The 24,101-nt window shown below is 42.7% G+C and carries 19 protein-coding genes, 2 rRNA genes and 1 pseudogene; 17 read left to right on the top strand and 5 right to left on the bottom strand.

All coding sequences use genetic code 11. The annotated features are described in order from the left end of the window. Positions 1–92: 92 nt before the first annotated feature. Genes ACTW1R_RS09225 through holA form a run of 3 tightly spaced genes read left to right on the top strand, consistent with a single transcriptional unit; the run spans position 93 to position 3,856 of the window. Positions 93–590, top strand: a complete 498-nt coding sequence (locus ACTW1R_RS09225) for a ComE operon protein 2 (protein WP_005230159.1) — start codon at positions 93–95, stop codon at positions 588–590. Beyond that, a complete protein-coding gene (locus ACTW1R_RS09220; protein ID WP_325816346.1) occupies positions 562–2,805 on the top strand; it encodes a DNA internalization-related competence protein ComEC/Rec2 in 2,244 nt (747 codons plus the stop codon). Before ACTW1R_RS09225 ends, ACTW1R_RS09220 begins: the two co-directional genes overlap by 29 nt. 31 nt (positions 2,806–2,836) lie before the next feature. Beyond that, positions 2,837–3,856, top strand: a complete 1,020-nt coding sequence (gene holA / locus ACTW1R_RS09215; protein ID WP_034869424.1) for a DNA polymerase III subunit delta — start codon at positions 2,837–2,839, stop codon at positions 3,854–3,856. 52 nt (positions 3,857–3,908) lie between these two features. Here the strand turns inward: holA and rpsT are convergent, their stop codons facing one another. After that, positions 3,909–4,163 (bottom strand): 30S ribosomal protein S20, encoded by a 255-nt coding sequence (gene rpsT, locus ACTW1R_RS09210; RefSeq protein ID WP_005230162.1) that lies wholly within the window; start codon positions 4,161–4,163, stop codon positions 3,909–3,911. A gap of 236 nt (positions 4,164–4,399) precedes the next feature. Between rpsT and ACTW1R_RS09205 the strand changes: the two genes are divergently transcribed. Together ACTW1R_RS09205 and ACTW1R_RS09200 are read left to right on the top strand one after the other, a co-directional pair. After that, positions 4,400–5,455, top strand: a complete 1,056-nt coding sequence (locus tag ACTW1R_RS09205) for an inorganic phosphate transporter (protein ID WP_005230169.1) — start codon at positions 4,400–4,402, stop codon at positions 5,453–5,455. Positions 5,456–5,467: 12 nt separating this feature from the next. Next, positions 5,468–6,091, top strand: coding sequence for a DUF47 domain-containing protein (locus ACTW1R_RS09200; protein WP_005230171.1), 624 nt, complete (start codon positions 5,468–5,470; stop codon positions 6,089–6,091). A 75-nt stretch (positions 6,092–6,166) separates the two neighbouring features. Here the strand turns inward: ACTW1R_RS09200 and ACTW1R_RS09195 are convergent, their stop codons facing one another. The 3 genes from ACTW1R_RS09195 to ACTW1R_RS09185 form a co-directional block, all read right to left on the bottom strand. Beyond that, the gene (locus ACTW1R_RS09195) at positions 6,167–7,000 is read right to left on the bottom strand and encodes an undecaprenyl-diphosphate phosphatase (protein ID WP_118215873.1); all 834 of its coding nucleotides are present in this window, start codon (positions 6,998–7,000) and stop codon (positions 6,167–6,169) included. Positions 7,001–7,148: 148 nt separating this feature from the next. Beyond that, positions 7,149–7,853, bottom strand: coding sequence for a histidine phosphatase family protein (locus tag ACTW1R_RS09190; RefSeq protein ID WP_005230175.1), 705 nt, complete (start codon positions 7,851–7,853; stop codon positions 7,149–7,151). Between the two features lie 33 nt (positions 7,854–7,886). After that, positions 7,887–8,507, bottom strand: coding sequence for an MBL fold metallo-hydrolase (locus ACTW1R_RS09185; RefSeq protein WP_005230178.1), 621 nt, complete (start codon positions 8,505–8,507; stop codon positions 7,887–7,889). Positions 8,508–8,605: 98 nt separating this feature from the next. Here ACTW1R_RS09185 and ACTW1R_RS09180 point away from each other — a divergent pair, with 98 nt between their 5' ends. From ACTW1R_RS09180 to ACTW1R_RS09170, 3 genes are all read left to right on the top strand, one after another. Next, entirely contained in the window at positions 8,606–9,019 is a 414-nt protein-coding gene (locus ACTW1R_RS09180) for a GNAT family N-acetyltransferase (protein ID WP_153884065.1), read from the top strand. 280 nt (positions 9,020–9,299) lie between these two features. Next, positions 9,300–9,836: a hypothetical protein gene (locus tag ACTW1R_RS09175; protein WP_271814599.1), complete on the top strand. Its 537-nt coding sequence runs from the start codon at positions 9,300–9,302 to the stop codon at positions 9,834–9,836. Between the two features lie 257 nt (positions 9,837–10,093). Then, positions 10,094–12,592: an ATP-dependent DNA helicase gene (locus ACTW1R_RS09170; protein ID WP_270288016.1), complete on the top strand. Its 2,499-nt coding sequence runs from the start codon at positions 10,094–10,096 to the stop codon at positions 12,590–12,592. 91 nt (positions 12,593–12,683) lie between these two features. Here ACTW1R_RS09170 and ACTW1R_RS09165 read toward each other — a convergent pair whose 3' ends face one another. Then, positions 12,684–13,175, bottom strand: a complete 492-nt coding sequence (locus ACTW1R_RS09165) for a YajQ family cyclic di-GMP-binding protein (RefSeq protein ID WP_005230187.1) — start codon at positions 13,173–13,175, stop codon at positions 12,684–12,686. A 153-nt stretch (positions 13,176–13,328) separates the two neighbouring features. On the opposite strand from ACTW1R_RS09165, the gene ACTW1R_RS09160 reads away from it, so the two are divergent. The 9 genes and pseudogenes from ACTW1R_RS09160 (at position 13,329) to ACTW1R_RS09120 (ending at position 24,034) form a co-directional block, all read left to right on the top strand. Continuing rightward, the gene (locus tag ACTW1R_RS09160; RefSeq protein WP_005230189.1) at positions 13,329–14,264 is read left to right on the top strand and encodes a YitT family protein; all 936 of its coding nucleotides are present in this window, start codon (positions 13,329–13,331) and stop codon (positions 14,262–14,264) included. A gap of 74 nt (positions 14,265–14,338) precedes the next feature. Then, positions 14,339–14,668 (top strand): metal-sulfur cluster assembly factor, encoded by a 330-nt coding sequence (locus ACTW1R_RS09155; RefSeq protein WP_005231940.1) that lies wholly within the window; start codon positions 14,339–14,341, stop codon positions 14,666–14,668. Positions 14,669–15,424: 756 nt separating this feature from the next. After that, the gene (locus ACTW1R_RS09150) at positions 15,425–15,742 is read left to right on the top strand and encodes a DUF2500 domain-containing protein (protein ID WP_015509816.1); all 318 of its coding nucleotides are present in this window, start codon (positions 15,425–15,427) and stop codon (positions 15,740–15,742) included. A gap of 441 nt (positions 15,743–16,183) precedes the next feature. Continuing rightward, positions 16,184–16,728 (top strand): annotated as a pseudogene (locus ACTW1R_RS09145) (zinc-binding dehydrogenase); the annotation flags it as partial. Positions 16,729–16,938: 210 nt separating this feature from the next. After that, entirely contained in the window at positions 16,939–17,877 is a 939-nt protein-coding gene (locus tag ACTW1R_RS09140) for a dihydroorotate oxidase (protein ID WP_270290291.1), read from the top strand. A 65-nt stretch (positions 17,878–17,942) separates the two neighbouring features. Then, positions 17,943–18,464: a GNAT family N-acetyltransferase gene (locus ACTW1R_RS09135; RefSeq protein WP_270290292.1), complete on the top strand. Its 522-nt coding sequence runs from the start codon at positions 17,943–17,945 to the stop codon at positions 18,462–18,464. 139 nt (positions 18,465–18,603) lie between these two features. Continuing rightward, positions 18,604–18,789, top strand: a complete 186-nt coding sequence (locus ACTW1R_RS09130; protein ID WP_016611136.1) for a hypothetical protein — start codon at positions 18,604–18,606, stop codon at positions 18,787–18,789. A 541-nt stretch (positions 18,790–19,330) separates the two neighbouring features. After that, positions 19,331–20,890: ribosomal RNA gene (locus tag ACTW1R_RS09125) — 16S ribosomal RNA — on the top strand. Positions 20,891–21,119: 229 nt separating this feature from the next. Continuing rightward, positions 21,120–24,034: ribosomal RNA gene (locus tag ACTW1R_RS09120) — 23S ribosomal RNA — on the top strand. Together the 16S and 23S rRNA genes form the textbook arrangement of a ribosomal RNA operon. Positions 24,035–24,101: the final 67 nt, after the last annotated feature.

Raw genomic sequence — 24,101 nt, 5'->3', positions numbered from 1 at the left:
CCAAATAAAAGTAAGAAATACTAAGAAATGACGGTTGAAAATTCAAGAAATTCGATTAGAATAGAACTAATCAATCGCAAAGGAGCAAATGAATGAGCAATACGAGAATCCCTTGGGACCAGTATTTTATGGCGCAAGCTGTTTTACTTTCTTTACGCAGTACGTGTTCCCGACTTGAAGTCGGCGCTACATTAGTCAAAGATCGCCGAATCATCGCTGGAGGCTACAATGGGTCAGTCAGTGGCGATGTACACTGCATCGACGATGGCTGTTATGTTGTCGATGACCATTGTATTCGGACGATTCATGCAGAAATGAATGCCTTATTGCAATGTGCAAAATTAGGGGTGTCAACAGACAATGCGGAAATCTATGTGACGCATTTCCCTTGCCTTCCCTGTACGAAAGCAATTTTGCAAGCAGGGGTCAAAACGATCCATTATTTGAATGACTATCGTAACAATCAGTATGCAATGGAATTGATTCAACAAGTAGGTGCTTCCGTCCACCAAGTTGAACTTGATCCGGTGTATTTTGAAAAACTTTCATTTGGTGTGCTGAATGATGCACAACCAACAAAAGAGAACTGATTCATTTTTATTTCTTAGTATTATTTTTGCTTGTTCGGTGACTGCTTACTATGTGCAGTCCATCTTACTGGGACTCATTGCACTTTATTATTTTGGGATGCTTGTCTTAAGACGACAAGCATTTTTGTGCATGATTTGTTTTGTCGGACTGTTGCTGTTAAGTGTCCGCGTCTGTCTTTCTCGGACTGGAAACATACAAGAAGGTGAGTATGAAGGGGTAGTCAATGTGTTGCCAGACACGATCAAAATCAATGGCGATCTGCTTACGTTTGAAGCAAAATCTTCCACAGGTAAAGTGATTGGTCGTTACACGATTTCTTCAGAGACTGAAAAACAGCAATGGCAGGATCGATCCGATTGGGGAAGAAAGCTGCTGGTGAAAGGATTTTTCTCTCTTCCTGAAAAACCACGAAACCGCCACGGGTTTGACTATTCTGCCTATCTAGCCAGTCGATCAATAATTGGCACAGTCCATATCGAGCAAGTTGTAGGAATGGAAGCAGCAGACTCAGGCTTTTCGCTTGCAAAAATTCGAGCAGAGGTTATTTCTTCTGTGCAACGAATCTTTCCTGAACGCTCAGCAGCCTATATCAATGCGTTGCTCTTTGGTTTTAAAGACCATGACTTTCAAGAAGTACGTCAAATGTATCGTGCTAGTGGCTTATTGCATTTCTTTACGATCTCAGGAATGCATGTCGTCTTATTTTTCAAGTGGTTTCGCGGATGCTTCTGCCGATTGGGGTTTACGCAAAAAGAAATGCTGTTGCCAATGGGGGTCTTTTTCTTGGTCGTAATTGGGATTTGTGGCGGCGGCATTAGTGTCTGGCGTGCTGTCTTGGCATTGTCGGTTACTCAAGTGACCACTCTTTATCAACAACGGCTATCGGCAAGTGATCATTATGGGATCGTCTTAACGGCTCTTTTATTCGTTGATCCCAAAGTATTGCTTCAAACATCGGGGCAACTAAGTCTTTTGATGACCTTCCTGATAATGATGCAGCGACCGATCAAATTGACGTGGTTTTGGCGCAGTCAGTTCCTCACGGTGCTAGCTGCGCCTGTCATTGTCTCGCTCTTTTATGAATTTCCATTATTTGGGGGCTTTTTGACGTTTGTCTTTTTACCGTTTTTTCAATTGGTTTTGCTGCCAGCCTGTTTCTTAATGTTCATTGCTGGGACGCTTTTCCCAACCATCAGTGGGCTGATTGCGCTTTTTGAAGAGCTTTTATTACTTATGGAAGTTGTCGTGGGCGCTGTAGGAGGCGTATCGATAACGGTGGGTGCCCTTCCTGCAGGATTGGCAGCTAGTTGTTGTTTGCTTGGCCTGCTCTGTTACCAAAAGAAACGGTGGCTGCTGGTGATCTGTTTTTCGCTTGTTGTACCAATGGTCTTTCAACAGAATCGCGTTTTACCCACCATTAGTTATGTCGACGTTGGTCAAGGCGATAGTATCGTTTTACAGGCAGAAAAAAATCGCGAAGTTTATGTGATCGATACTGGAGGTTCTCTATCTTTTCCGAAAGAAAACTGGCAAGAGCGCAAACGACAAGCTGCCGCGGAATCTACATTGATTCCTTTTTTGAAAGGGGAAGGAGTCAGGAAGATTACTGGTTTGTTTCTAACTCACGGGGACACGGACCATATGGGAGATGCGCTAGCATTGATGAAGGCGATCCCTGTTGAAACGTTATATCTTGTACCAGGAAGTGAACAAGATCACCGCATCGCCAAGCTTTTAAACGAACTGCCTAAGCAGACAAGCGTTGTTTGGACGACGGTTGGCCAAGTGGTGGGTGATTTCCTTCAGTTGCAAGTATTGGCACCAGAATCAGGTGCAGGACAAAACGAAGATTCGATGGTGATTAAAACCAAGGTAGGGGATAAAACATTTTTGTTTACTGGCGATCTCGAACAAGCAGGGGAAAAAAAGTTGATTCATGATTATCCGAATTTAAAAGTTGATGTATTGAAACTAGGGCATCATGGCAGTCGAACCTCGACGGCACCTGAGTTTGTTGCGGCAATCGATCCCCAATTCGGGATCGTTTCAAGTGGACGGAACAATCGGTACGGGCATCCTCATGAAGAGGTGCTTGAAACATTGGCAAATCAGACCGTTTTGCGAACCGATCAGCAGGGCATGATCCAATTTATTTGGTCTGAAAAACAACAATCATTTTTGATAAAAACGCTGCTAGACTATCCGATTGACTAATGGTAGGATAAGAATGAAAGCGGGGGGAACGATGGAATTACAAAAAGCGTTGCAAGCAATTCGAACCAAGGAGTTGCAATCGATTTATCTGGTCATCGGCAGTGAAATGTTTTTACAAGAGCAAGTTCGCACGGCCTTTTTGGAGCGTTTTTCCGTTGGGAAAGATGATCTGAATTTTGCTTCCTTTGACATGGAGAAAGATCCCCTTGATATGGTGATCCAAGAAGCCCAATCGTTGCCTTTTTTTGGCGATCAGCGATTACTGTTCGTTGAGCGGCCATTTTTCTTAACGGCTGAAAAAAAGAGCAATGCACCTGAGCATGACCTAGATGATTTTTTGAATTATATCAAAGACCCATTGGAATCATCGGTAATGGTGATTTTTGCAGATGTCGATAAATTAGATGAACGGAAAAAAATTACTAAGCAGTTGAAGAAAGCCGCAGTTGTGATTGATGTCGCACCTATGAAAGAAGCCGACGTGCGTCAGTATCTCCAACAGTCGTTGGCCAATGATGGCATCGAAATGAGCCGAGAGGCGTTTGATTTGTTTTTACGGTTAACGGATCTGCACCTATCAAAAGCGATGCAGGAGTTACAGAAACTACGGCTGTATGCAGGAAATGGCAATAAAATTACGAAAGAGATCGTCTTGCAGTTGATCCCTAAGACGTTGGAACACAATGTCTTTGAATTAACCAGCGATGTCTTAAAGGGGAACGTATCGGATGCGTTGCGCTTGTATGACGATCTATTATTGCAAGGGGAAGAGACGATCAAGATCAATGCTATCTTGATCAGCCAAGTCCGTCTGCTGTTACAGGCGGCGATTTTGATGAAAATTGGCTACCAGCAAGCCAATATCGCAGAAACGTTGGGGATTCATCCGTACCGAGTGAAGTTAGCGATGCAGCAAGCTCGGGGGTTTGGAGAAAAGCAATTAGCGGCACTATATAGTGAATTGATCGAAAATGATTACTTAGTGAAAAGTGGTCAGATGGACAAAGAGTATTTGTTCCAGCTATTTGTTTTAAAACATGGCAAACAGTAAGTCAAAAAGAAAGGCGCAGCAATCGATGATTGCTGCGCCTTTCTTAATTTGCTTATTTTGCAATTTTTTTACTTAAACGAGATTTGTCGCGACTAGCTTTGTTCTTGTGGATCAATCCTTTAGTCTCAGCCATATCGATTGCTTTAACAGCATCTTTATATAACGCATCTACGTTATCAGCACCAGCTTCAACAGCTTGATCAAATTTTTTGATTGCTGTACGCATTGTGCTTACTTGAGATGAATTCTTAGCATTAGCCGCTTCGCTTGTGCGAACACGTTTGATTGCAGATTCAATGTTTGGCATGTATTTCACCTCCGAAAAAAAAGTTCAATTACGTTTAGAAAACGTATAAATCAACACTAGTCATTATACCTAATGCCAAGAGTGATTGCAATAAAAGTTGTAAAGAAATTTTACTTAACACAAAAATTTGTTTTTTGGCCGTGCTATTTTTTGCTTTATGGATTTTAAAAATGCTTCTTTACACATTTTTTACTGAATAGTTATAAAAAGTTTACACAGAAACAGCTTTCTATGCTATGATTACTTCGGAATTTTTAAATGGGGGAATCTATGTGAATATCGCTTTGTTTCTAACGATTGTGTTGTCATTAGGGGTGATTTTCGTCAACGGCTGGACGGATGCGCCGAATGCTATTGCAACCGCTGTCTCCACGAGAGTCTTACGTCCGAATATCGCCATTGGCATGGCAGTTGTCATGAATTTCTTAGGTGTGCTAGTGATGACGTATTTTAATGCGCAAGTTGCAGAAACCATCAGCAACATTGTGACTTTTGATTCAGGCGGGAGTTTTCGAGTCTCACAGATCGCATTGGCCGCTGCCTTGTTTTCAATTGTTGTTTGGACGGTCGCAGCTTGGTATTTTGGGATCCCAACCAGTGAATCCCACGCGTTGATCGCAGGACTGACTGGTGCAGCCATGGCCCTTGGTGGGTTACATGCAGTCAATGGCGAGGAGTGGCTGAAAGTTTTGATCGGTCTTGTCGTTTCTACGTTGATGGGTTTCATTGGTGGCTTTCTGATCACGAAACTGATCGTATGGCTCTTTCGCGATACCCAACGGCGAAAAGCCAACAAAATTTTTACAGTTGGTCAAGCCATTGCGGCTGGTGCCAATGCGTTCTTACATGGTGCACAAGATGGCCAAAAATTTATGGGTGTCTTCATGTTAGGGCTTTTCTACAACAATCTTGCTGAAAAGACCGGCAATGGCTTTTCGATTCCACTCTGGGTGATGGTTCTTTGTTCCTTGACCATGGGGATCGGTACTTCTGTCGGTGGAATGAAAATCATCAAATCAGTAGGGATGGATATGGTAAAACTGGAAAAATACCAGGGCTTTTCTGCAGATGTTACCGCTGCGATCTGTTTGTTCTTGTCTTCCGTATTTGGTATCCCAGTTTCAACGACCCATACAAAAACGACTGCCATCATGGGGGTAGGGGCTTCTCGACGTTTTTCTAGCGTTGATTGGCGCATCGTGAAAGAAATGATCTATGCTTGGATTTTAACGTTTCCTGGTTGTGGGTTGATAGCGTTTCTAATGGTGAAAATTTTATTGCTAATTTTGTGAGGAGAGAAAGTAATGGCACGAAAAAAAGGATTTGATTATTTTGCGGCAATGGAGCAGTTGGCAACAAATGGCCATCTAGCTGCGAAACGTTTTTCGCTGTTGATCAATGATTACTCTGAAACAGCGTTAAGTGAAGCGGCAGCTGAGATTCATGGATTAGAAAAGGAAGGCGATCAGGTGATCGCTGAGCTAACGAATGAGTTGTACGACTCATTTATCACACCGATCGATCGCGAAGACATCCTGGTCATCTCTGAGCGCTTAGATGATATTTTGGATGGCATTATGGGATTGACTTATTTATTTGAGAATTTGGTCATTACGAAGATCCGCCCCGAGACGAACTTATTTGCTGAAATGATCGTTCAAGCGACACAGGGGGTCGAAACAGCATTAAAAGAGTTTCCGAAGTTCAAAAATTCAAAAACATTGCGTCAAATGATCAACGATGTAAATACGATTGAATCAGAAGCAGATCTTTTGTATTCAAAAATGAAAAAAGCGTTGTTTACGGATGAAAAAGAAGTGCTGGAAATCATTAAATGGAAAGATATTTATGATCGCTTTGAATCGATTATCAACGACACCGAAAGTGCGGTTGATATTATCGATGGTATGGTGATCAAAAACACGTGAGGAACTAGAGAGCATTCAAACGAAAAAAAGAGCAACTATTGCGGCAGTTACCTGCCCAAGAGTTGCTCTTTTTGCTTATAATTGGATCAGCCAATAGCCGATCAAAATGATTCCTAAAACGATGCGATACCATCCAAATACGGTAAAATCATTCCGTTTGATGTAGTTCATCAAGAAACGGATCGCGATGATCGAAACGATGAATGACACGATGGTTCCTGTCAATAAGATGACGGTTCCTTGGAAATCAAAGGCATTGCCATCTTTCAAAAACTTGAAGATTTTCAAGGCACTGGCACCAAACATGGTGGGAATACCTAAGAAAAATGAAAATTCAGCAGCAACATAACGAGAAGCGCCGATCATGATAGCACCTAAGATAGTAGCACCAGAACGAGAAGTTCCTGGGATCAATGCCAATACTTGGAACATTCCTACGATCAATGCCGCTTTGTAGGTGAACTTGTTCAAATCGGTACATTTTGGTGCTTTATTTTTGTTGCGTTTTTCTACCACGATAAAGCCGATCCCGTAAACGATCAAGACGATCGAAACGGAGAAAAAGTTGTAGAAGTGCGCATCTAACCAATCATCTAACGGTAATCCGATAATAACCGATGGCAAGACCGCCACGACGACTTTAAACCATAACGTCCATGTATCTTTTTTCTCTAACTCATTTTTCTTCGGTGAAAAAGGGTTTAGTTTATGGAAATATAAGTAGACGACTGCTAAAATCGCGCCCAGTTGTATGACAACATTGAACATCGTCATAAACTCAGGAGTAACATTCAACCCGATAAATTCATCGGCTAGAATCAAGTGACCCGTGCTGCTGATTGGCAGCCATTCCGTGATCCCTTCAATGATCCCAAATAAAATCGCTTTTATGAAATTTGTAAAAAACATTGGTTCAGTCCTTTCTATGACAAAATACAACTCTTAGTATACCGTTTCCTGATTCGAATACCAATCTTTTTCCTAAAAAAAGGGGGCAGTTTTTAAAACAAAAACTGCTCCTTTCTTAAAGAAATTGATCAACTGCCAAAGGTTTCTCTTAGGATAAAAGTTCTTGAGAGAGTGCTAAGCCTTTTTTGATGTAATCGGTATTGCCCACTTCAGCAATCGTAAAGCTGCCATCTTCGTAGATCAGTCGAGTGACCGAGCCATTTTCAATATCCATGCGAACATTGTTCTCATCATTGATCAGATGCAAAAGAAAAGCGATCGTTAAGCCGTGAGACACAACTAGCGCATTGCCGCCGCCTTTTTTCTCAACGCGGTAGGCGATATCTTCAAACCCTGTTTTGACACGTTCGGTCAACACATCAAAGGTTTCCGCCCAATTGGCTGTATCTGCGTGGTAGATCGCATTGGCGATCGCCTCAAACGAGACATGATTGGCAATCATATCATCGTAATCAGGAAAGTCAAGAATCCGTGGCAGAACGCCCCACATTTCTGCATCATAGGCACCTTCAAGTGAGCCAAAGCACCATTCACGAATCCGTTTGTCGATATGATAAGGGATCTCTGGTCCTCTGACATGTTCACCCAGTATCAGACGCATCGTTTCGATCGCGCGGCCGCTGTCACTGGATACTGCTTCCACAAAATCCACATCTCGTAACCCGAGTCCTAAATAATGGATGCCTTGTTCACCAGTACGAGTCAATGGGGTGTCGCACCAGCCTTGCACACGCTGCAATGTGTTGAACATGGTTTTCCCGTGACGCACGACATACAATTCCGTTTTTGCCATAAGTAGTAATTCCTCCTTTGGTTCGTCATTCGTTTATGCGTTAAAAAACGGATTGGTCCGTTTCTCAATCTCGATTGTTGTTGGTTCCCCGTGGCCAGGATAAACGGCCATCTGATTCGGTAAAACAAAAAGTTGCGTTTGGATGCTGGTCAGCAATTGCTCAAGGTTGCCAGTTGGTAGATCGGTCCGACCGATGCTGCCTTTAAATAAGGCGTCTCCAGAAACGACAAACTTGTCAAAAATAAAACTGACGCTGCCAATGGAATGACCTGGGGTTGCAACAACCTTAAAGGACATGCCAGCTATCTCGTACTCTTTCAATTCTAGCTCGAATTCTGCTGGACGTGCGGTGATGGTTCCTAATTCAGGATGACGACCAGAAAGGTTTTTCATAGGATCACTTAGCCATTCTTGCTCAAGTGGACTAACGTAAACGGGGATCTGATAATAATCCCGCAAATGGTCAACTGCGCCGATATGGTCATAATGAGTGTGGGTCAATAAAATCGCTGCTGGTTTTGCGCCTGTTTTTTCGATCTCAGCGATCAATCTCGCTGCTTCTGCTCCAGGATCAATAATCAACAAAAAATCTTCTTTCCAAATAAGGTAACAATTTTCTTGAACGGGTCCTGTCACTAAACCAATGATTTTCATGCTAAAACCTCCTAGGATCACAAATACTTGTGTCTGACTATAAGTATAGCTTAAAGTATAAGAGGAAACAAAGAAAGGTTTTTAGGAGTGAAAAATTAATGATAGAAACGATTAACACAGAAGACAATCGTCAGGCGATCTGTCAATGGCTCAATTATTCAACGAAAAAAACAGAGGCAGTGAGTGCCTTTTCCGATCAAGAGCAGCTTTCATTTGCATTTTTTGACAATCACGATCAACTTGGTGGGTTGATTGGGAAACGGACAGGTAATACGATTCATATTCAATTGTTTGCAGTTGATCCAAACCATCAGAATCAAGGGGTGGGGAAACAATTGATGGCAGCACTTTTCGATCACGGTAAAAAAGCGGGGTGTCGTTCCGTGACAGTTACCACCCAAGACTACCAAGCGCCACAGTTCTATCAAGCAGTCGGCTTCGAACAATTTGCTGTGCTTTCTGACACGCCTGTACTTGGCACGGATAGGCTTTATTTCGTGAAGATGCTGTGACCACCCTATGGCAGGCAGGTGATAAGGCTAACCAATAGTTTGATGAGAGAAAAGCTCAGAATTATTGTGGGAATTCGAAAATTTTTCTAAGAAACCGCATTAGCAAAAAACTGCTGTTATACTAATTAAAATAAGAAAGCGCGTGTTTCGTTTGAAACTGGTCTAATTTTTTCCTGCAGCAGAAACATTCGTCGTGACTAAGTTCGGGGAAAGTAAGTGTTCAGGACCTTGTGTTCGTTTTGATTGGTATACATCAACTTTTTGTAAGAAGGTGTTTTTTATGAAAAAATCGCTCCAATTCTTTTTCACTGTATGCTTTGCTGTGCTTCTTTTAGCGAGCTGTGGTGAGGAAGAGCTATCCATCGATGATTCGAAAGAAGTTTCTGAAACCGTTACTTCCGCCTCAAAAGCGGTTGAAAATGGTGACCTTGATTTGATGTTGATCCAAGATGAGAGTGTCATCTTTCCGCAAAGCCAAGGGGTTTATGATTTCCATGAGAATGAGTTGACGATCGTTAAGCAGTATTTGCCGATGGCAGACTTAGAAGATAGTTCAGCCAGCTCTAGTGATGTTGCCTTGTATAAAGGACAAATCGAAAGTGATTTTCAGCGCCATTTTTCCCATTCAGAGATACAGTTGTCCAACGATCCTTATCAAATTTATGAGATCACCTATCAAGATGCCTCATACATCGTCGAAGGAAAACGTTTGACGATCATGGCAGATGGGCGAACCTTTGAGTTCACCTTAGATCCCAATAATCAGAAGGCCTATGATCAAAATGGCGTTAGCTATGACATTCAGGTCGATCAATAAATTTTCTTAAAAAAATATTCCTGCTTTACTTGCTTAGGTGAGTAGAGTAGGTTTTTTTGGTGACCTTTCGTCAAACCCATTTTCTGGCAGTGGAAATGGCGTTGATTACCTGATGAGAAGGCATTTTGCCGCAAGTGATTTTTTTAGAGATCAAACCTGTTTGGATAGGATACTCTCCGCAGAGGATGAAAAGCTGTTTCTGTTCGCTTTTCCAAAAGTGATCTATCCGCTATAATGGCAAACGAGAAGGTGAACACGTGTATAAAGGGAAAGTTGCGGTTAGAAAAATCGTAGAATTTATTTTGCGCAGAGGCGATATTGATAGCCGCAAAGTCAGTAATCATACCGCACAAGAAGGCGCCCGTATCCATCGCCAACTACAAAAAGAGGCTGGGGATGCGTATCAAAAAGAAGTCTTTTTCAAACGAGAAAGCCAAATTGAGAAAGATTCGATCACTGTCGAAGGACGTGCCGATGGTCTCTTTTTTGATGCAGCTGTTAATTCTTGGGTGATCGATGAGATCAAAACTTCAGAACCAGCTTTCGAAGATATCCCTGAAGATCAAATCGATTTGTTTTTTGCCCAGGGAATGGTTTATGCTTATTTGTTTTTACTACAAGAAAATGAACAAGCAGCGCTTAATGACAGTGAAAAACAAGAGAAACCAGAAGCAGAAGCAGAAGCTACTGCTGATGGAGAAAATGATCCGAGGAGACCCATCGATCGGATCGCCGTACAATTGACTTATTATCAAACCACTGAAAAGCTGACCACCCGTACGAGAAGAACATTTCAGTTCTCAGAATTAGCTGTTTTTTATGAAGAATTACTTCAGGAATATCATAAATGGTTAGTTTTTCAAGAGAATTGGCGCCGTGTCCGCAATACGTCTTTGCAGCTGCTGTCTTTTCCCTTTGAAACCTTTCGCAAAGGGCAGCGAGAGTTAGCAGCAGCGGCGTATAAAACACTAAAAAATGATAAGCGACTTTTTGCGGAAGCGCCAACGGGAACTGGAAAAACCATGTCAACGCTGTTTCCCGCATTAAAAGTTCTCGGGGAAGAAGGGGCAGATCGGGTCTTTTATCTGACGGCGAAGACGATCACCAGACAAGTGGCTGAAGATGCGTTGAGCAAGTTAGCAGACAACGGTAGTGAAACCAAGAGTGTCACGATCACTGCCAAAGATAAAATTTGCTTTCTGGATGAAAGAAACTGTACGCCAGAGCATTGTCCTTATGCACAAGGTTATTACAATCGAATCAACGAAGCTTTGTGGGATCTGTTGCATCACGAAAACCAAATAACTCGAGAAGTGATCGAGACTTATGGAATGAAGCATACGGTTTGTCCCTTTGAGCTTTCACTGGATGTCAGTGTCTTTTGCGATGTCATTATTGGTGATTATAATTATTTGTTTGATCCAACCGTTTATTTACGGAGATTTTTTGAAGAGCCAGACGAAGAGTATTTCTTTTTAGTGGATGAAGCCCATAACTTAGTTAACCGTTCGAAAGAAATGTATTCCGCAACGATCTCCCGTCAGCCATTTAAGGAATTAAAGAAGAAGCTGCCGAAGGATCAACAGAAATTAAAACGCGCACTAAACAGAGTTGATAAAGAATTTGCGGCTTTAGCCCAATTAGCAAAAGAGGAAGGATGGTCATACCACCATCAAGCAGCTCCCCATGAAACAATGGTCAATCAGCTATACAAATTAGCTGAATTGATGAAGGAATGGTTGCCGGCAAATCCTGAGCATGAATTGCAAGAAGAAGTGCTGCAAGTGTATTTTGAAGCCAACCATTATTTGAAGATCAGTGAATTTTATGATGATCACTACGAAACGACGGTGGAGATCGACCGCTATGATATCAAACTACGGCAATTTTGCATCGAACCAGCGCCGTTTTTGGAATCCGTGTTAGATAAGGGCAAGGCCAGCCTGTTGTTTTCTGCGAGCTTTACCCCTTTGTCGTATTATCAAGAAGTATTAGGTGGCGGCGATGAAGCTTTGCGCTATCGCTTGCCAAGTCCTTTTGATCCGAAAAATCAGGGGATTTTTATTGCGGACTATATTCAAACGACGTATCGCCAACGTGAAGCCAGCATTCCTGCGATCGTTGATGCGATCCAGCAAATGACGGCAGCGAAAGCGGGAAACTATATGGTCTTTTTCCCATCTTATCGTTACTTGGATGATGTGGCGGCAGCATTTTCTCAACAGGCGCCAGAGGTGGAGGTCTTGATTCAGGGGACTGCTATGAACGAAGCAGAGCGCGAGGCGTTTCTTGCGCAGTTTCAATCTTTTGACTCGCAACAATCATCCTTGCTGGATAAAAGTCAAGACGAACCAAAGAGTCAACCAAAAACTTTGGTGGCATTTTGTGTCCTTGGAGGAATTTTTTCTGAAGGGATCGACCTAAAAGGCGATCGATTGATCGGTGCAGCAGTGGTAGGAGTCGGACTGCCGCAAATCAATCACGAGCAAGAATTGATTCGGGAATATTACGATGAGAAAAAGGCAGCTGGCTTTGCGTATGCCTATCAGCTGCCAGGGATGAATAAAGTCCTGCAAGCAGCCGGTCGAGTGATTCGGGATGTCAGCGATCGTGGCGTGGTGTTATTGCTGGATCAGCGCTTTCGGACACCGCGTTACCAAGAACTTTTCCCACTACATTGGCAGCATGCCTTGCAGATTCGTCGGCCGCAAGAGTTATCAAAGGCATTGACTCATTTTTGGCAAGAAAAAAACTAGAAGCAGAGCTTTCAAGAGCGGTTGCGCAAAATCAGTAGATAAAGCTGATTTTGCCTAACCATCACGTTAGACTCTGTTCTAGTTTTTTTGATTAGCGATAATTTGTAAATTGTAAATCGATCGTCAGGGGCAGTTTACGCAACAATTGGATCACCTCTTGCAGATCGTCACGACTTTTGCCTGTTACCCGAATTTGATTGTCTTGAATTTGGGTTTTAACTTTTAGCTTGGCGTTTTTGATCGCTGTCGTTATTTTTTTGGCGTTTTCTTTATCGATGCCATTGATCAATTCTGCCGTTTGACGAGCTTTTGCCCCCAAGGCATGCTCCGTTTCGCCAAATTGAATATTTTTCGTTGGTACATTCCGTTTGATCAGCTTCGCAAAGAGCACATCTTTGATTTGCTCCAACTTAAATTCGTCATCTCCAACGATCGTCAGTTTGCCCTCAGTCATCTTGATTTCTACAGTGGAGCCTTTAAAATCAAATCGGTTTTTCAATTCTTTTTCCGCCTGTTGAATGGCGTTTTTCACTTCTTCTGTGTTGATCTCAGATACGACATCAAAACTTGCTTCTTTTGCCAAAATCAATCACTCCTCTCATCTCTTACCTATGATTTTAACATGGAGGCGAACGATGCGGGAATGAAAAGTAAATTTTTGCAAATAATTGTTTCATTTTTTCACACAAACTGCTATTCTTTGGAAGGAGATTTTTAGTGAAGGAGCTAGATCATTGTGAGTAAGTTATTAACGAAGCACGAACAATCAGAACGATTGAAAAAAATAGGAGTTATTTTGCTGTCAGGTATCACTGCAGCCATTGCTTTAAATTTCTTTTTGATTCCCGCAAACGTTCTTTCTGCTGGGATGAACGGGGTCGCCCAATTGATCGTGGCACTTGCCTTGGAACATTTTGGCGTTCACCTTAGTACGGGGCTGTTTATTTTCCTCTTAAACTTGCCTATCTTTGTTCTCGGGTTCATCAAACTCGGGAAATCATCGACACTATTGAGCTTTATCAATGTCGTTGTCGTTTCCGTCTTAACGATGATCCTTCCGCAAGGAGCGATCACTGACAATATTTTGGTTAACGCTTTGCTAGGTGGCGTACTGTTAGGCGTCGGCGTTGCGTTTTCACTGAAAATGGGTTTTACCACCGGCGGAATGGATATTCTTTCGTTGATATTATCAAAAACGACTGGAAAAACAGTTGGTAAATATATGTTTATTTTAAACGGCATCATTGTCATGGTCTCAGGTTTCGTCTTTTCTTGGGAAAGTGCCTTGTACACGATCATTTCGATTTTCGCAATGAGCTACGTTGTGGACATGCTGCACACAAGTCATCAAAAGGTAACGGCAATGATTATTACGACCAATGCGGAAGCTGTTGGGAAAAATATTTCTAAGCATGTGTTTCGCGGCATGACTTTGTTCCCCTCAGTCGGAGGGTATTCAGGCGTACCTGGCAATATGATCATGATGGTCGTGACGCGCTACGAGATCTACGATTTAGAACAAGCCGTTTTAGAAGCTGACGGCAATGCGTTTATTAATTTTGTGCCGACCCAATCAATTACAGGCCGTTTTGCGACAGATGATGAACAACGGACCTTTAAAACGACAGGGGTCTTCCCAGAACTGAAAATACACAAGAAAAGCCGTCCATAATCAAGGATCGTCCATTTACAAATCTTGCAAAAGAAGGTATTATTTGAAACAAGAATTAAAGGAGGTCTTCAACCGTGGCATATACTGAAGTAGAAGCAGAAGCAATCAAAGAGCGTGTCTTGGCTGCCTTGGAAACCGTGATTGACCCTGAGTTGGGGATTGATATAGTGAATCTAGGCTTAGTTTATGAAGTCGAATTTGATGCAGAAACAGGCAATACCGTAATCAAAATGACCTTAACAACAATGGGCTGTCCCTTAGCCGACGTATTGACTGAATCGATACACGAAGCACTAAGCGATATTCCAGAAGTCAAAAATCCAGAGGTAAAATTAGTCTGGTATCCCGCTTGGACGACCGATAAAATGAGTCGTTATGCACGGATTGCTTTGGGGATTCGTTAAGGATTTTCAATCATAGAAAGTTGTTTCATATTTGTTAACTAGATGGAACAAGCTGTTTTCTTAGGTGTCGGACAGTTGGCAAAATGAGGATATAAACACAGAACTCTTTTATTAACTTTGAAAAAGTTGGTAGAAGAGTTTTTTTTAGAATACTTTCTTAAATAAACATTTACTTGGTGAATAAGTTATACTTTTTTACTAAAAGCATTAAAGAAAATCATATATTTTTAAACCTGAAAGCTCAACGTATTTTCCATTCATATGACAACTCAAAGTGAGTTAGTATTTAACTTTGCCGAAATAGTAATACTTTCTATAAACCTTCGATCATTTTGACAAAAAAAGAGCACAGAATAAATTCTTATTCATCCACATTGATAACCTTAAGGTGCATCCCAGAAAACATGTCTAAAGAAAAGTTACTGAATTTAGTCAGAGACTTTGGGATACGATGAATTTTCCTTAAGGAGTCAATGTAGAATGAAGAAGGATGATTCTAGGAATGTTTTTTCAAAGGTCATGTGATTTCATCCTAGCAACTGACTCTTGGTTAACAAATATACAAATGTGTTCTATGCAACCATACATATAGGAAAACGATAGCCAAACTACAGTTTCGGTCAATCATTTAGCGAGTTACATATTTTTATTAGAGATTCGAGATTAATTAATTGAATTAATGTATAATTATAGTTAAGTTGTAAAAATGATTTGGTTGATTCCCTTGATCATAAAAACAAAAAAGGAGTGTGTTTTGTGGATTTTCTATTTACTTTATTTGCTTTTATTTTCGTCGCAGTTATCTTATATCATATTGTCGAATTCTTAAAGGATCAATCTACGCCAGAAGTGGCAGTACTTGCCACGCTAGTAGACAAACGAATGACTAGTAGCACGAATATTGCTGCAAACGGCTTTACGAATCAATCCATTACCTATTATCTTTTATTTGAAATCGCAAGTGGCGAAAGATTAGAATTTAAAGTAGGGTATGGAAAATACAAATTATACGTCATCGGAGATACTGGAGTGTTGAGGTATCAAAGAAAAAGGTTTAATTCACTTGATAGGTAAAAAATTTGTATGTATATAGTATGTGTTTATTCGTTTTCAATTTCAAAAAAGTTGAACAGTCAATTAAAAAACTCCTATTCAAGTGTCTTATCATTTGAAATGATTTGAATTGTACGCTTTCGATGGAAAACGCCAGTATCATCGAGTAACACTTGAGAATTTCTACTTATGAGGTCGCATAAATAAAACCAAAACCGAAGGGAATTTCCTGCGAGGAATGGCTTAATTTAGTTCACCCATTCGTTTTATTGGCGGAAGTGATGAGCTACGGATCGTTTTTAAATACTCATAAATAGAATAGATTGCTTCACCAAAATCTCGTGACTCATTGTTACGAGGTTTTTTGTTTTTTACGTGACTTCAGAAATAATTGCAAAAAGGAAAAATCGTTCTTGGTTTTTCACAAACATTTTCTCTTTCAAGTGACAAAGTCGTTGCCGTTTTGGGTTAGGAACGATTGGGTTGCTGACGATCCAATGGTTAAAAATTGCGGGTGTGAAAACGATTATTGGCATTGATATTCAATCAGAGAAACTGAAACAAGCATTAGATTTAGGTGTCACCGATACGATCGATCCTAGTGTTCAAGACCTTGAAAAGAGATTTCTCGGATAACGGATGGTTTAGGCGTAGATATTGCAATGGAATGTGCAGGTACTAAAACAACCGAAGAACAATGTCTCTTAGTGACAAAAAAAGGCGGGAAAATTGGATTTCAAGGGATCACTTATTCTGATGTTTTGATTAAGCAACGGGTATTTGAAAAAATCTTTCGCAGTGAATTAACCATTAAGGGGTTTTGGAATAGCTATTCTGCGCCTTTCCCAGGCAAAGAATGGTTTGATTCAATCACCTTTTTAGAAAGCGGACGCTTGAGTGCCAGTCATATGATTTCCCATCGCTTTCCGTTAGAATATCTTCAAAGAGCATTTGATTTAGCGGTAAATAGAAGTGAAAGCTTTAATAAAATCATGATCATGCTCTAAAAACTAAACATTTGATTACAGCACAAACAGATTGTTTTCAAAAACCATTTTTATTCAGCAAGCTTTAACAAGCTGCTATGGATATGGTTTTTTGATTTGCTACAGTGATTAAATAGGTTGCTCCTTCTAAAACCTGTCCCAATCAAAGACACCGTTGCATTTTCAGAAATGAAACGGTAAACTAGTTGAAAAGATTGGAGGAATGAATCAATGTTAGCTACGAATTTTGGGAAATTTACATACGAAAATCCGTTTATGAACGCCTCAGGGGTCCATTGTATGACGATCGAGGAATTAGATGAATTAGCGGTATCAGCAGCTGGATCATTTGTCACGAAGAGTGCAACGCTAGAAGCACGTGCCGGAAATCCAGAACCACGTTATACCGATTTACCTTTAGGAAGCATCAATTCGATGGGATTACCAAATCTAGGGGTGGACTACTACTTAAATTATGCCATCAAAAAGCAGCAGGAAATGACCCAGCAAGCGCCTTTCTTTTTCTCTGTCGCTGGTATGAGCGTGGCTGAAAACATTGAGTTATTGAAGAAGATCCAAGAAAGTGATTTTGAAGGAATCACTGAGTTGAATCTTTCTTGTCCAAACGTGCCAGGAAAACCACAAGTTGCCTATGATTTTCCTTTGACCGATCAAATTCTTGAAACAGTCTTTGATTTTTTCACAAAACCTTTAGGTGTCAAATTGCCGCCATACTTTGATTTGGCTCACTTTGATGAGATGGCTAAGATATTAAACAAGTATCCGTTAACCTACATCAATTCAATCAATAGTATTGGGAATGCTTTATTCATCGATCCTGCTACTGACTCGGTAGTCATCAAACCAAAAGGTGGTTTTGGTGGTCTCGGAGGCGAATATGTGAAACCAACGGCATTAGCCAATGTGCGGGCTTTCTATACACGTCTCAAGCCAGAAATCAAAATTATTGGTACAGGTGGGATTCGTAATGGTCAAGATGCGTATGAGCATTTGTTGTGTGGTGCCTCTATGTTGCAGATCGGCACAGAGTTGCAAAAAGAAGGGCCGGCGATCTTTGAACGATTGACGAAAGAATTAGAAACGATCATGAAAGAAAAAGGATATCAATCAATCAGTGAATTTCAAGGCAAACTAAAAACGATTGATTAAAACGACTTTCTATCATCCTCTGTTTCTTTTTATAGAAGAAAGTGATAGAAGAAAGGTGGGATTAAATGGAGAAATTTCGTAAAACAACTGAGGACGATTTAACGGAGTTAATGGCGCTGATTGAAGAAGGAATTGCTTTTTTAAAAGCTCAAGGATCACCACAATGGCAAAATGGCTATGGCCCAAAAGAAACTCAAATCAAAGAAGATATTGCAAAAGGCGAAAGCTATGTGTTAGTGAAAGATGGGAAAATCGCAGCGTCTGCGGCACTGGTTTCTGGTGATGATCCTGTCTACAACGCAATTACCGGCGCAGGGTGGGATGGAAACGGTCCGTATCTATCCATTCATCGCGTCGTTGTCAGTTCTCATTTTAAAGGGCAAAAGTTAAGTGCCAAATTGCTGCAAGCTCTTGAATTGGTTGCATTAGAGCAAGGAATCGTTGATTTGCGTATCGATACGTATAAAGCCAATATTGGGATGCAAAAGAATATCCAAGCAGCTGGCTATCAATATAAAGGAGAGGTAACATTTCCTTTTCCGAATGGAGAGCGATTGGCTTTTCAAAAACGTTTGATCACAAACTAAACATTCTTTTTCCATTCTTGTCACTTGGCTGAAAGAATGGAAAAGGTGTGTCAAAGTGAATTTTTGGTATGAAAATGTGGATAATGGTTGTCAGAATCCTTTCGGCTTGCTAAGATAAGCACGTAAAGGACGGTGCCAAATGAAGAAAAGAATCAAAAAGAAAAAAGCTTATAAAAAATACATCCATGATATTTTTGCAGGTTATGAAGAAATGCTTGAAAATCCAGCGATCGATGAGAAGAAGTTCTCTTATTTGAAAGAAGAAACAACCTTAAAACGAGACGGTCAAAATCAAATCCGTTTCCGTACGATCGATATTGATTAAACTACCTTATGGGTAGTTTTTTTCTTTGTTTTTGTTAATTGGAAAAATTTCAGAAAAAAAGCTTGCTCTTTCATTCATAGAATGATAAAGTATTCAACGTTGGCAATTGAGCCAGCGGGTCAAAACAACAGTTGAAAAATCTTCAAAAAAGACTTGACCAAAAATAAAACAGATGATATTATAACGAAGTCGCAATAATAAAACAGTTAATCAATGTTGATACATCAGCAAAATTAATTAAAAAAAGTTGTTGACAAATAACAAATCTTTTGTTATTCTAATTAAGTCGCTGAGGCAGCCGCTACGAAGTTGAAAAACAACGAGCGAAAAAAACTTTTAAAAAAAGAGTTGACAATCAAATGTCGCTCTGATATGATATAAAAGTTGCTAACACAGCACGGTAGACCTTTGAAAACTGAACAAAGCAAGCAAACGAACCAATGTGTAGGACGTTTCAATTTATTGAAACAAATACATGTAAGCAATAGCTAGCAAAGTTAATTTTTATGAGCTTAATGACCGTATGGTCATTCAAACAAATCATTATGAGAGTTTGATCCTGGCTCAGGACGAACGCTGGCGGCGTGCCTAATACATGCAAGTCGAACGCTTTTTCTTTCACCGGAGCTTGCTCCACCGAAAGAAAAAGAGTGGCGAACGGGTGAGTAACACGTGGGTAACCTGCCCATCAGAAGGGGATAACACTTGGAAACAGGTGCTAATACCGTATAACACTATTTTCCGCATGGAAGAAAGTTGAAAGGCGCTTTTGCGTCACTGATGGATGGACCCGCGGTGCATTAGCTAGTTGGTGAGGTAACGGCTCACCAAGGCAACGATGCATAGCCGACCTGAGAGGGTGATCGGCCACACTGGGACTGAGACACGGCCCAGACTCCTACGGGAGGCAGCAGTAGGGAATCTTCGGCAATGGACGAAAGTCTGACCGAGCAACGCCGCGTGAGTGAAGAAGGTTTTCGGATCGTAAAACTCTGTTGTTAGAGAAGAACAAGGATGAGAGTAAAATGTTCATCCCTTGACGGTATCTAACCAGAAAGCCACGGCTAACTACGTGCCAGCAGCCGCGGTAATACGTAGGTGGCAAGCGTTGTCCGGATTTATTGGGCGTAAAGCGAGCGCAGGCGGTTTCTTAAGTCTGATGTGAAAGCCCCCGGCTCAACCGGGGAGGGTCATTGGAAACTGGGAGACTTGAGTGCAGAAGAGGAGAGTGGAATTCCATGTGTAGCGGTGAAATGCGTAGATATATGGAGGAACACCAGTGGCGAAGGCGGCTCTCTGGTCTGTAACTGACGCTGAGGCTCGAAAGCGTGGGGAGCGAACAGGATTAGATACCCTGGTAGTCCACGCCGTAAACGATGAGTGCTAAGTGTTGGAGGGTTTCCGCCCTTCAGTGCTGCAGCAAACGCATTAAGCACTCCGCCTGGGGAGTACGACCGCAAGGTTGAAACTCAAAGGAATTGACGGGGGCCCGCACAAGCGGTGGAGCATGTGGTTTAATTCGAAGCAACGCGAAGAACCTTACCAGGTCTTGACATCCTTTGACCACTCTAGAGATAGAGCTTCCCCTTCGGGGGCAAAGTGACAGGTGGTGCATGGTTGTCGTCAGCTCGTGTCGTGAGATGTTGGGTTAAGTCCCGCAACGAGCGCAACCCTTATTGTTAGTTGCCATCATTTAGTTGGGCACTCTAGCGAGACTGCCGGTGACAAACCGGAGGAAGGTGGGGATGACGTCAAATCATCATGCCCCTTATGACCTGGGCTACACACGTGCTACAATGGGAAGTACAACGAGTTGCGAAGTCGCGAGGCTGAGCTAATCTCTTAAAGCTTCTCTCAGTTCGGATTGTAGGCTGCAACTCGCCTACATGAAGCCGGAATCGCTAGTAATCGCGGATCAGCACGCCGCGGTGAATACGTTCCCGGGCCTTGTACACACCGCCCGTCACACCACGAGAGTTTGTAACACCCGAAGTCGGTGAGGTAACCTTTTTGGAGCCAGCCGCCTAAGGTGGGATAGATGATTGGGGTGAAGTCGTAACAAGGTAGCCGTATCGGAAGGTGCGGCTGGATCACCTCCTTTCTAAGGAATATTTCGGAAGACTACACATCGTTTGCCTTTGTTCAGTTTTGAGAGGTTTACTCTCAAACAAAATTTGTTCATTGAAAACTGGATATCGAAGAAATAATCAAAACAAGTAACACACACCGAGTTGAAATGTTAAAAGAGTTTTTTAATAAGTTCAACGCTTATTTTCTTGAGCAACCTTCTATCGCTAGAAGAAGTACTCAAAACCGACCGTAAGGTCAAAGGTTAAGTGAATAAGGGCGCACGGTGGATGCCTTGGCACTAGGAGCCGATGAAGGACGGGACTAACACCGATATGCTTTGGGGAGCTGTAAGTAAGCTATGATCCAGAGATTTCCGAATGGGGGAACCCAGCATCTTTTATAGGATGTTACGTCTGCGTGAATACATAGCGCAGTCGAGGTAGACGCAGAGAACTGAAACATCTAAGTACCTGCAGGAAGAGAAAGAAAATTCGATTCCCTGAGTAGCGGCGAGCGAAACGGGAAAAGCCCAAACCAACAAGCTTGCTTGTTGGGGTTGTAGGACTCCGATATGGTAGTCTATTCAGATAGTCGAAATACTTGGAAAAGTATGTCAAAGAGGGTAAAAACCCCGTAGGCGAAATTTGGATAACACCTAGGAGGATCCTGAGTACGGCGGAACACGAGGAATTCCGTCGGAATCCGGGAGGACCATCTCCCAAGGCTAAATACTCCCTAGTGACCGATAGTGAACCAGTACCGTGAGGGAAAGGTGAAAAGCACCCCGGAAGGGGAGTGAAATAGATCCTGAAACCGTGTGCCTACAACAAGTTAGAGCCCGTTAATGGGTGATAGCGTGCCTTTTGTAGAATGAACCGGCGAGTTACGATAGCATGCGAGGTTAAGTTGAAGAGACGGAGCCGTAGCGAAAGCGAGTCTGAATAGGGCGAATGAGTATGTTGTCGTAGACCCGAAACCATGTGATCTACCCATGTCCAGGTTGAAGGTGCGGTAAAACGCACTGGAGGACCGAACCCACGTACGTTGAAAAGTGCGGGGATGAGGTGTGGGTAGCGGAGAAATTCCAAACGAACTTGGAGATAGCTGGTTCTCTCCGAAATAGCTTTAGGGCTAGCCTCGGAATTGAGAATGATGGAGGTAGAGCACTGTTTGGACTAGGGGCCCATCTCGGGTTACCGAATTCAGATAAACTCCGAATGCCATTCATTCATATCCGGGAGTCAGACTGTGAGTGATAAGATCCATAGTCGAAAGGGAAACAGCCCAGACCACCAGCTAAGGTCCCCAAATAACTATTAAGTGGAAAAGGATGTGGGGTTGCACAGACAACTAGGATGTTGGCTTAGAAGCAGCCACCATTTAAAGAGTGCGTAATAGCTCACTAGTCGAGTGACCCTGCGCCGAAAATGTACCGGGGCTAAATAGTTTACCGAAGCTGTGGAGTGCACCATTAGGTGCATTGGTAGGAGAGCGTTCTAAGGGCGTTGAAGGCAGATCGTGAGGACTGCTGGAGCGCTTAGAAGTGAGAATGCCGGTATGAGTAGCGAAAGACAGGTGAGAATCCTGTCCACCGAATGACTAAGGTTTCCTGGGGAAGGCTCGTCCGCCCAGGGTTAGTCGGGACCTAAGCCGAGGCCGACAGGCGTAGGCGATGGACAACAGGTTGATATTCCTGTACCCGTTGTTTTTGTTTGAGCAATGGAGGGACGCAGGAGGCTAAGAAGTGCAGACTGATGGATATGTCTGTTCAAGCAGTAAGTCTTGGTAGGAGTCAAATGCTTCTACCTATACGGACAAGCTGTGATGAGGAGGGAAATAATAGTACCGAAGCTTCTGATGTCACACTGCCAAGAAAAGCTTCTAGTGAGAAAACAACGGCCCGTACCGCAAACCGACACAGGTAGTCGAGGAGAGAATCCTAAGGTGAGCGAGAGAACTCTCGTTAAGGAACTCGGCAAAATGACCCCGTAACTTCGGGAGAAGGGGTGCTGCTCTAACGAGCAGCCGCAGTGAATAGGCCCAAGCGACTGTTTATCAAAAACACAGGTCTCTGCAAAATCGAAAGATGACGTATAGGGGCTGACGCCTGCCCGGTGCTGGAAGGTTAAGAGGAGTGCTTAGCGTAAGCGAAGGTACGAATTGAAGCCCCAGTAAACGGCGGCCGTAACTATAACGGTCCTAAGGTAGCGAAATTCCTTGTCGGGTAAGTTCCGACCCGCACGAAAGGCGTAACGATTTGGGCACTGTCTCAACGAGAGACTCGGTGAAATTTTAGTACCTGTGAAGATGCAGGTTACCCGCGACAGGACGGAAAGACCCCATGGAGCTTTACTGTAGTTTGATATTGAGTGTCTGTACCGCATGTACAGGATAGGTAGGAGCCGTAGAGATCGGGACGCCAGTTTCGATGGAGGCAATGGTGGGATACTACCCTTGCGTTATGGCCACTCTAACCCGCAGCCCTTATCGGGCTGGGAGACAGTGTCAGATGGGCAGTTTGACTGGGGCGGTCGCCTCCTAAAAGGTAACGGAGGCGCCCAAAGGTTCCCTCAGAATGGTTGGAAATCATTCGAAGAGTGTAAAGGCAGAAGGGAGCTTGACTGCGAGAGCTACAACTCGAGCAGGGACGAAAGTCGGGCTTAGTGATCCGGTGGTTCCGCATGGAAGGGCCATCGCTCAACGGATAAAAGCTACCCTGGGGATAACAGGCTTATCTCCCCCAAGAGTCCACATCGACGGGGAGGTTTGGCACCTCGATGTCGGCTCGTCGCATCCTGGGGCTGTAGTCGGTCCCAAGGGTTGGGCTGTTCGCCCATTAAAGCGGCACGCGAGCTGGGTTCAGAACGTCGTGAGACAGTTCGGTCCCTATCCGTCGCGGGCGTTGGAAATTTGAGAGGAGCTGTCCTTAGTACGAGAGGACCGGGATGGACTTACCGCTGGTGTACCAGTTGTCTCGCCAGAGGCATCGCTGGGTAGCTATGTAGGGAAGGGATAAACGCTGAAAGCATCTAAGTGTGAAGCCCACCTCAAGATGAGATTTCCCATTTCTTTAAGAAAGTAAGATCCCTGAGAGATGATCAGGTAGATAGGTCAGAAGTGGAAGGCCAGTGATGGTTGGAGCGGACTGATACTAATCGATCGAGGACTTAACCAAAAAGAAAAAAGCACGTAAACTCGTAGAGTTTTGATTTCTTCGATCCAGTTTTGAGTGAGCAAAACTT

This window comes from Enterococcus sp. R12, from assembly GCF_058135755.1.
This window is presented reverse-complemented; position numbering and strand designations above follow the sequence as displayed.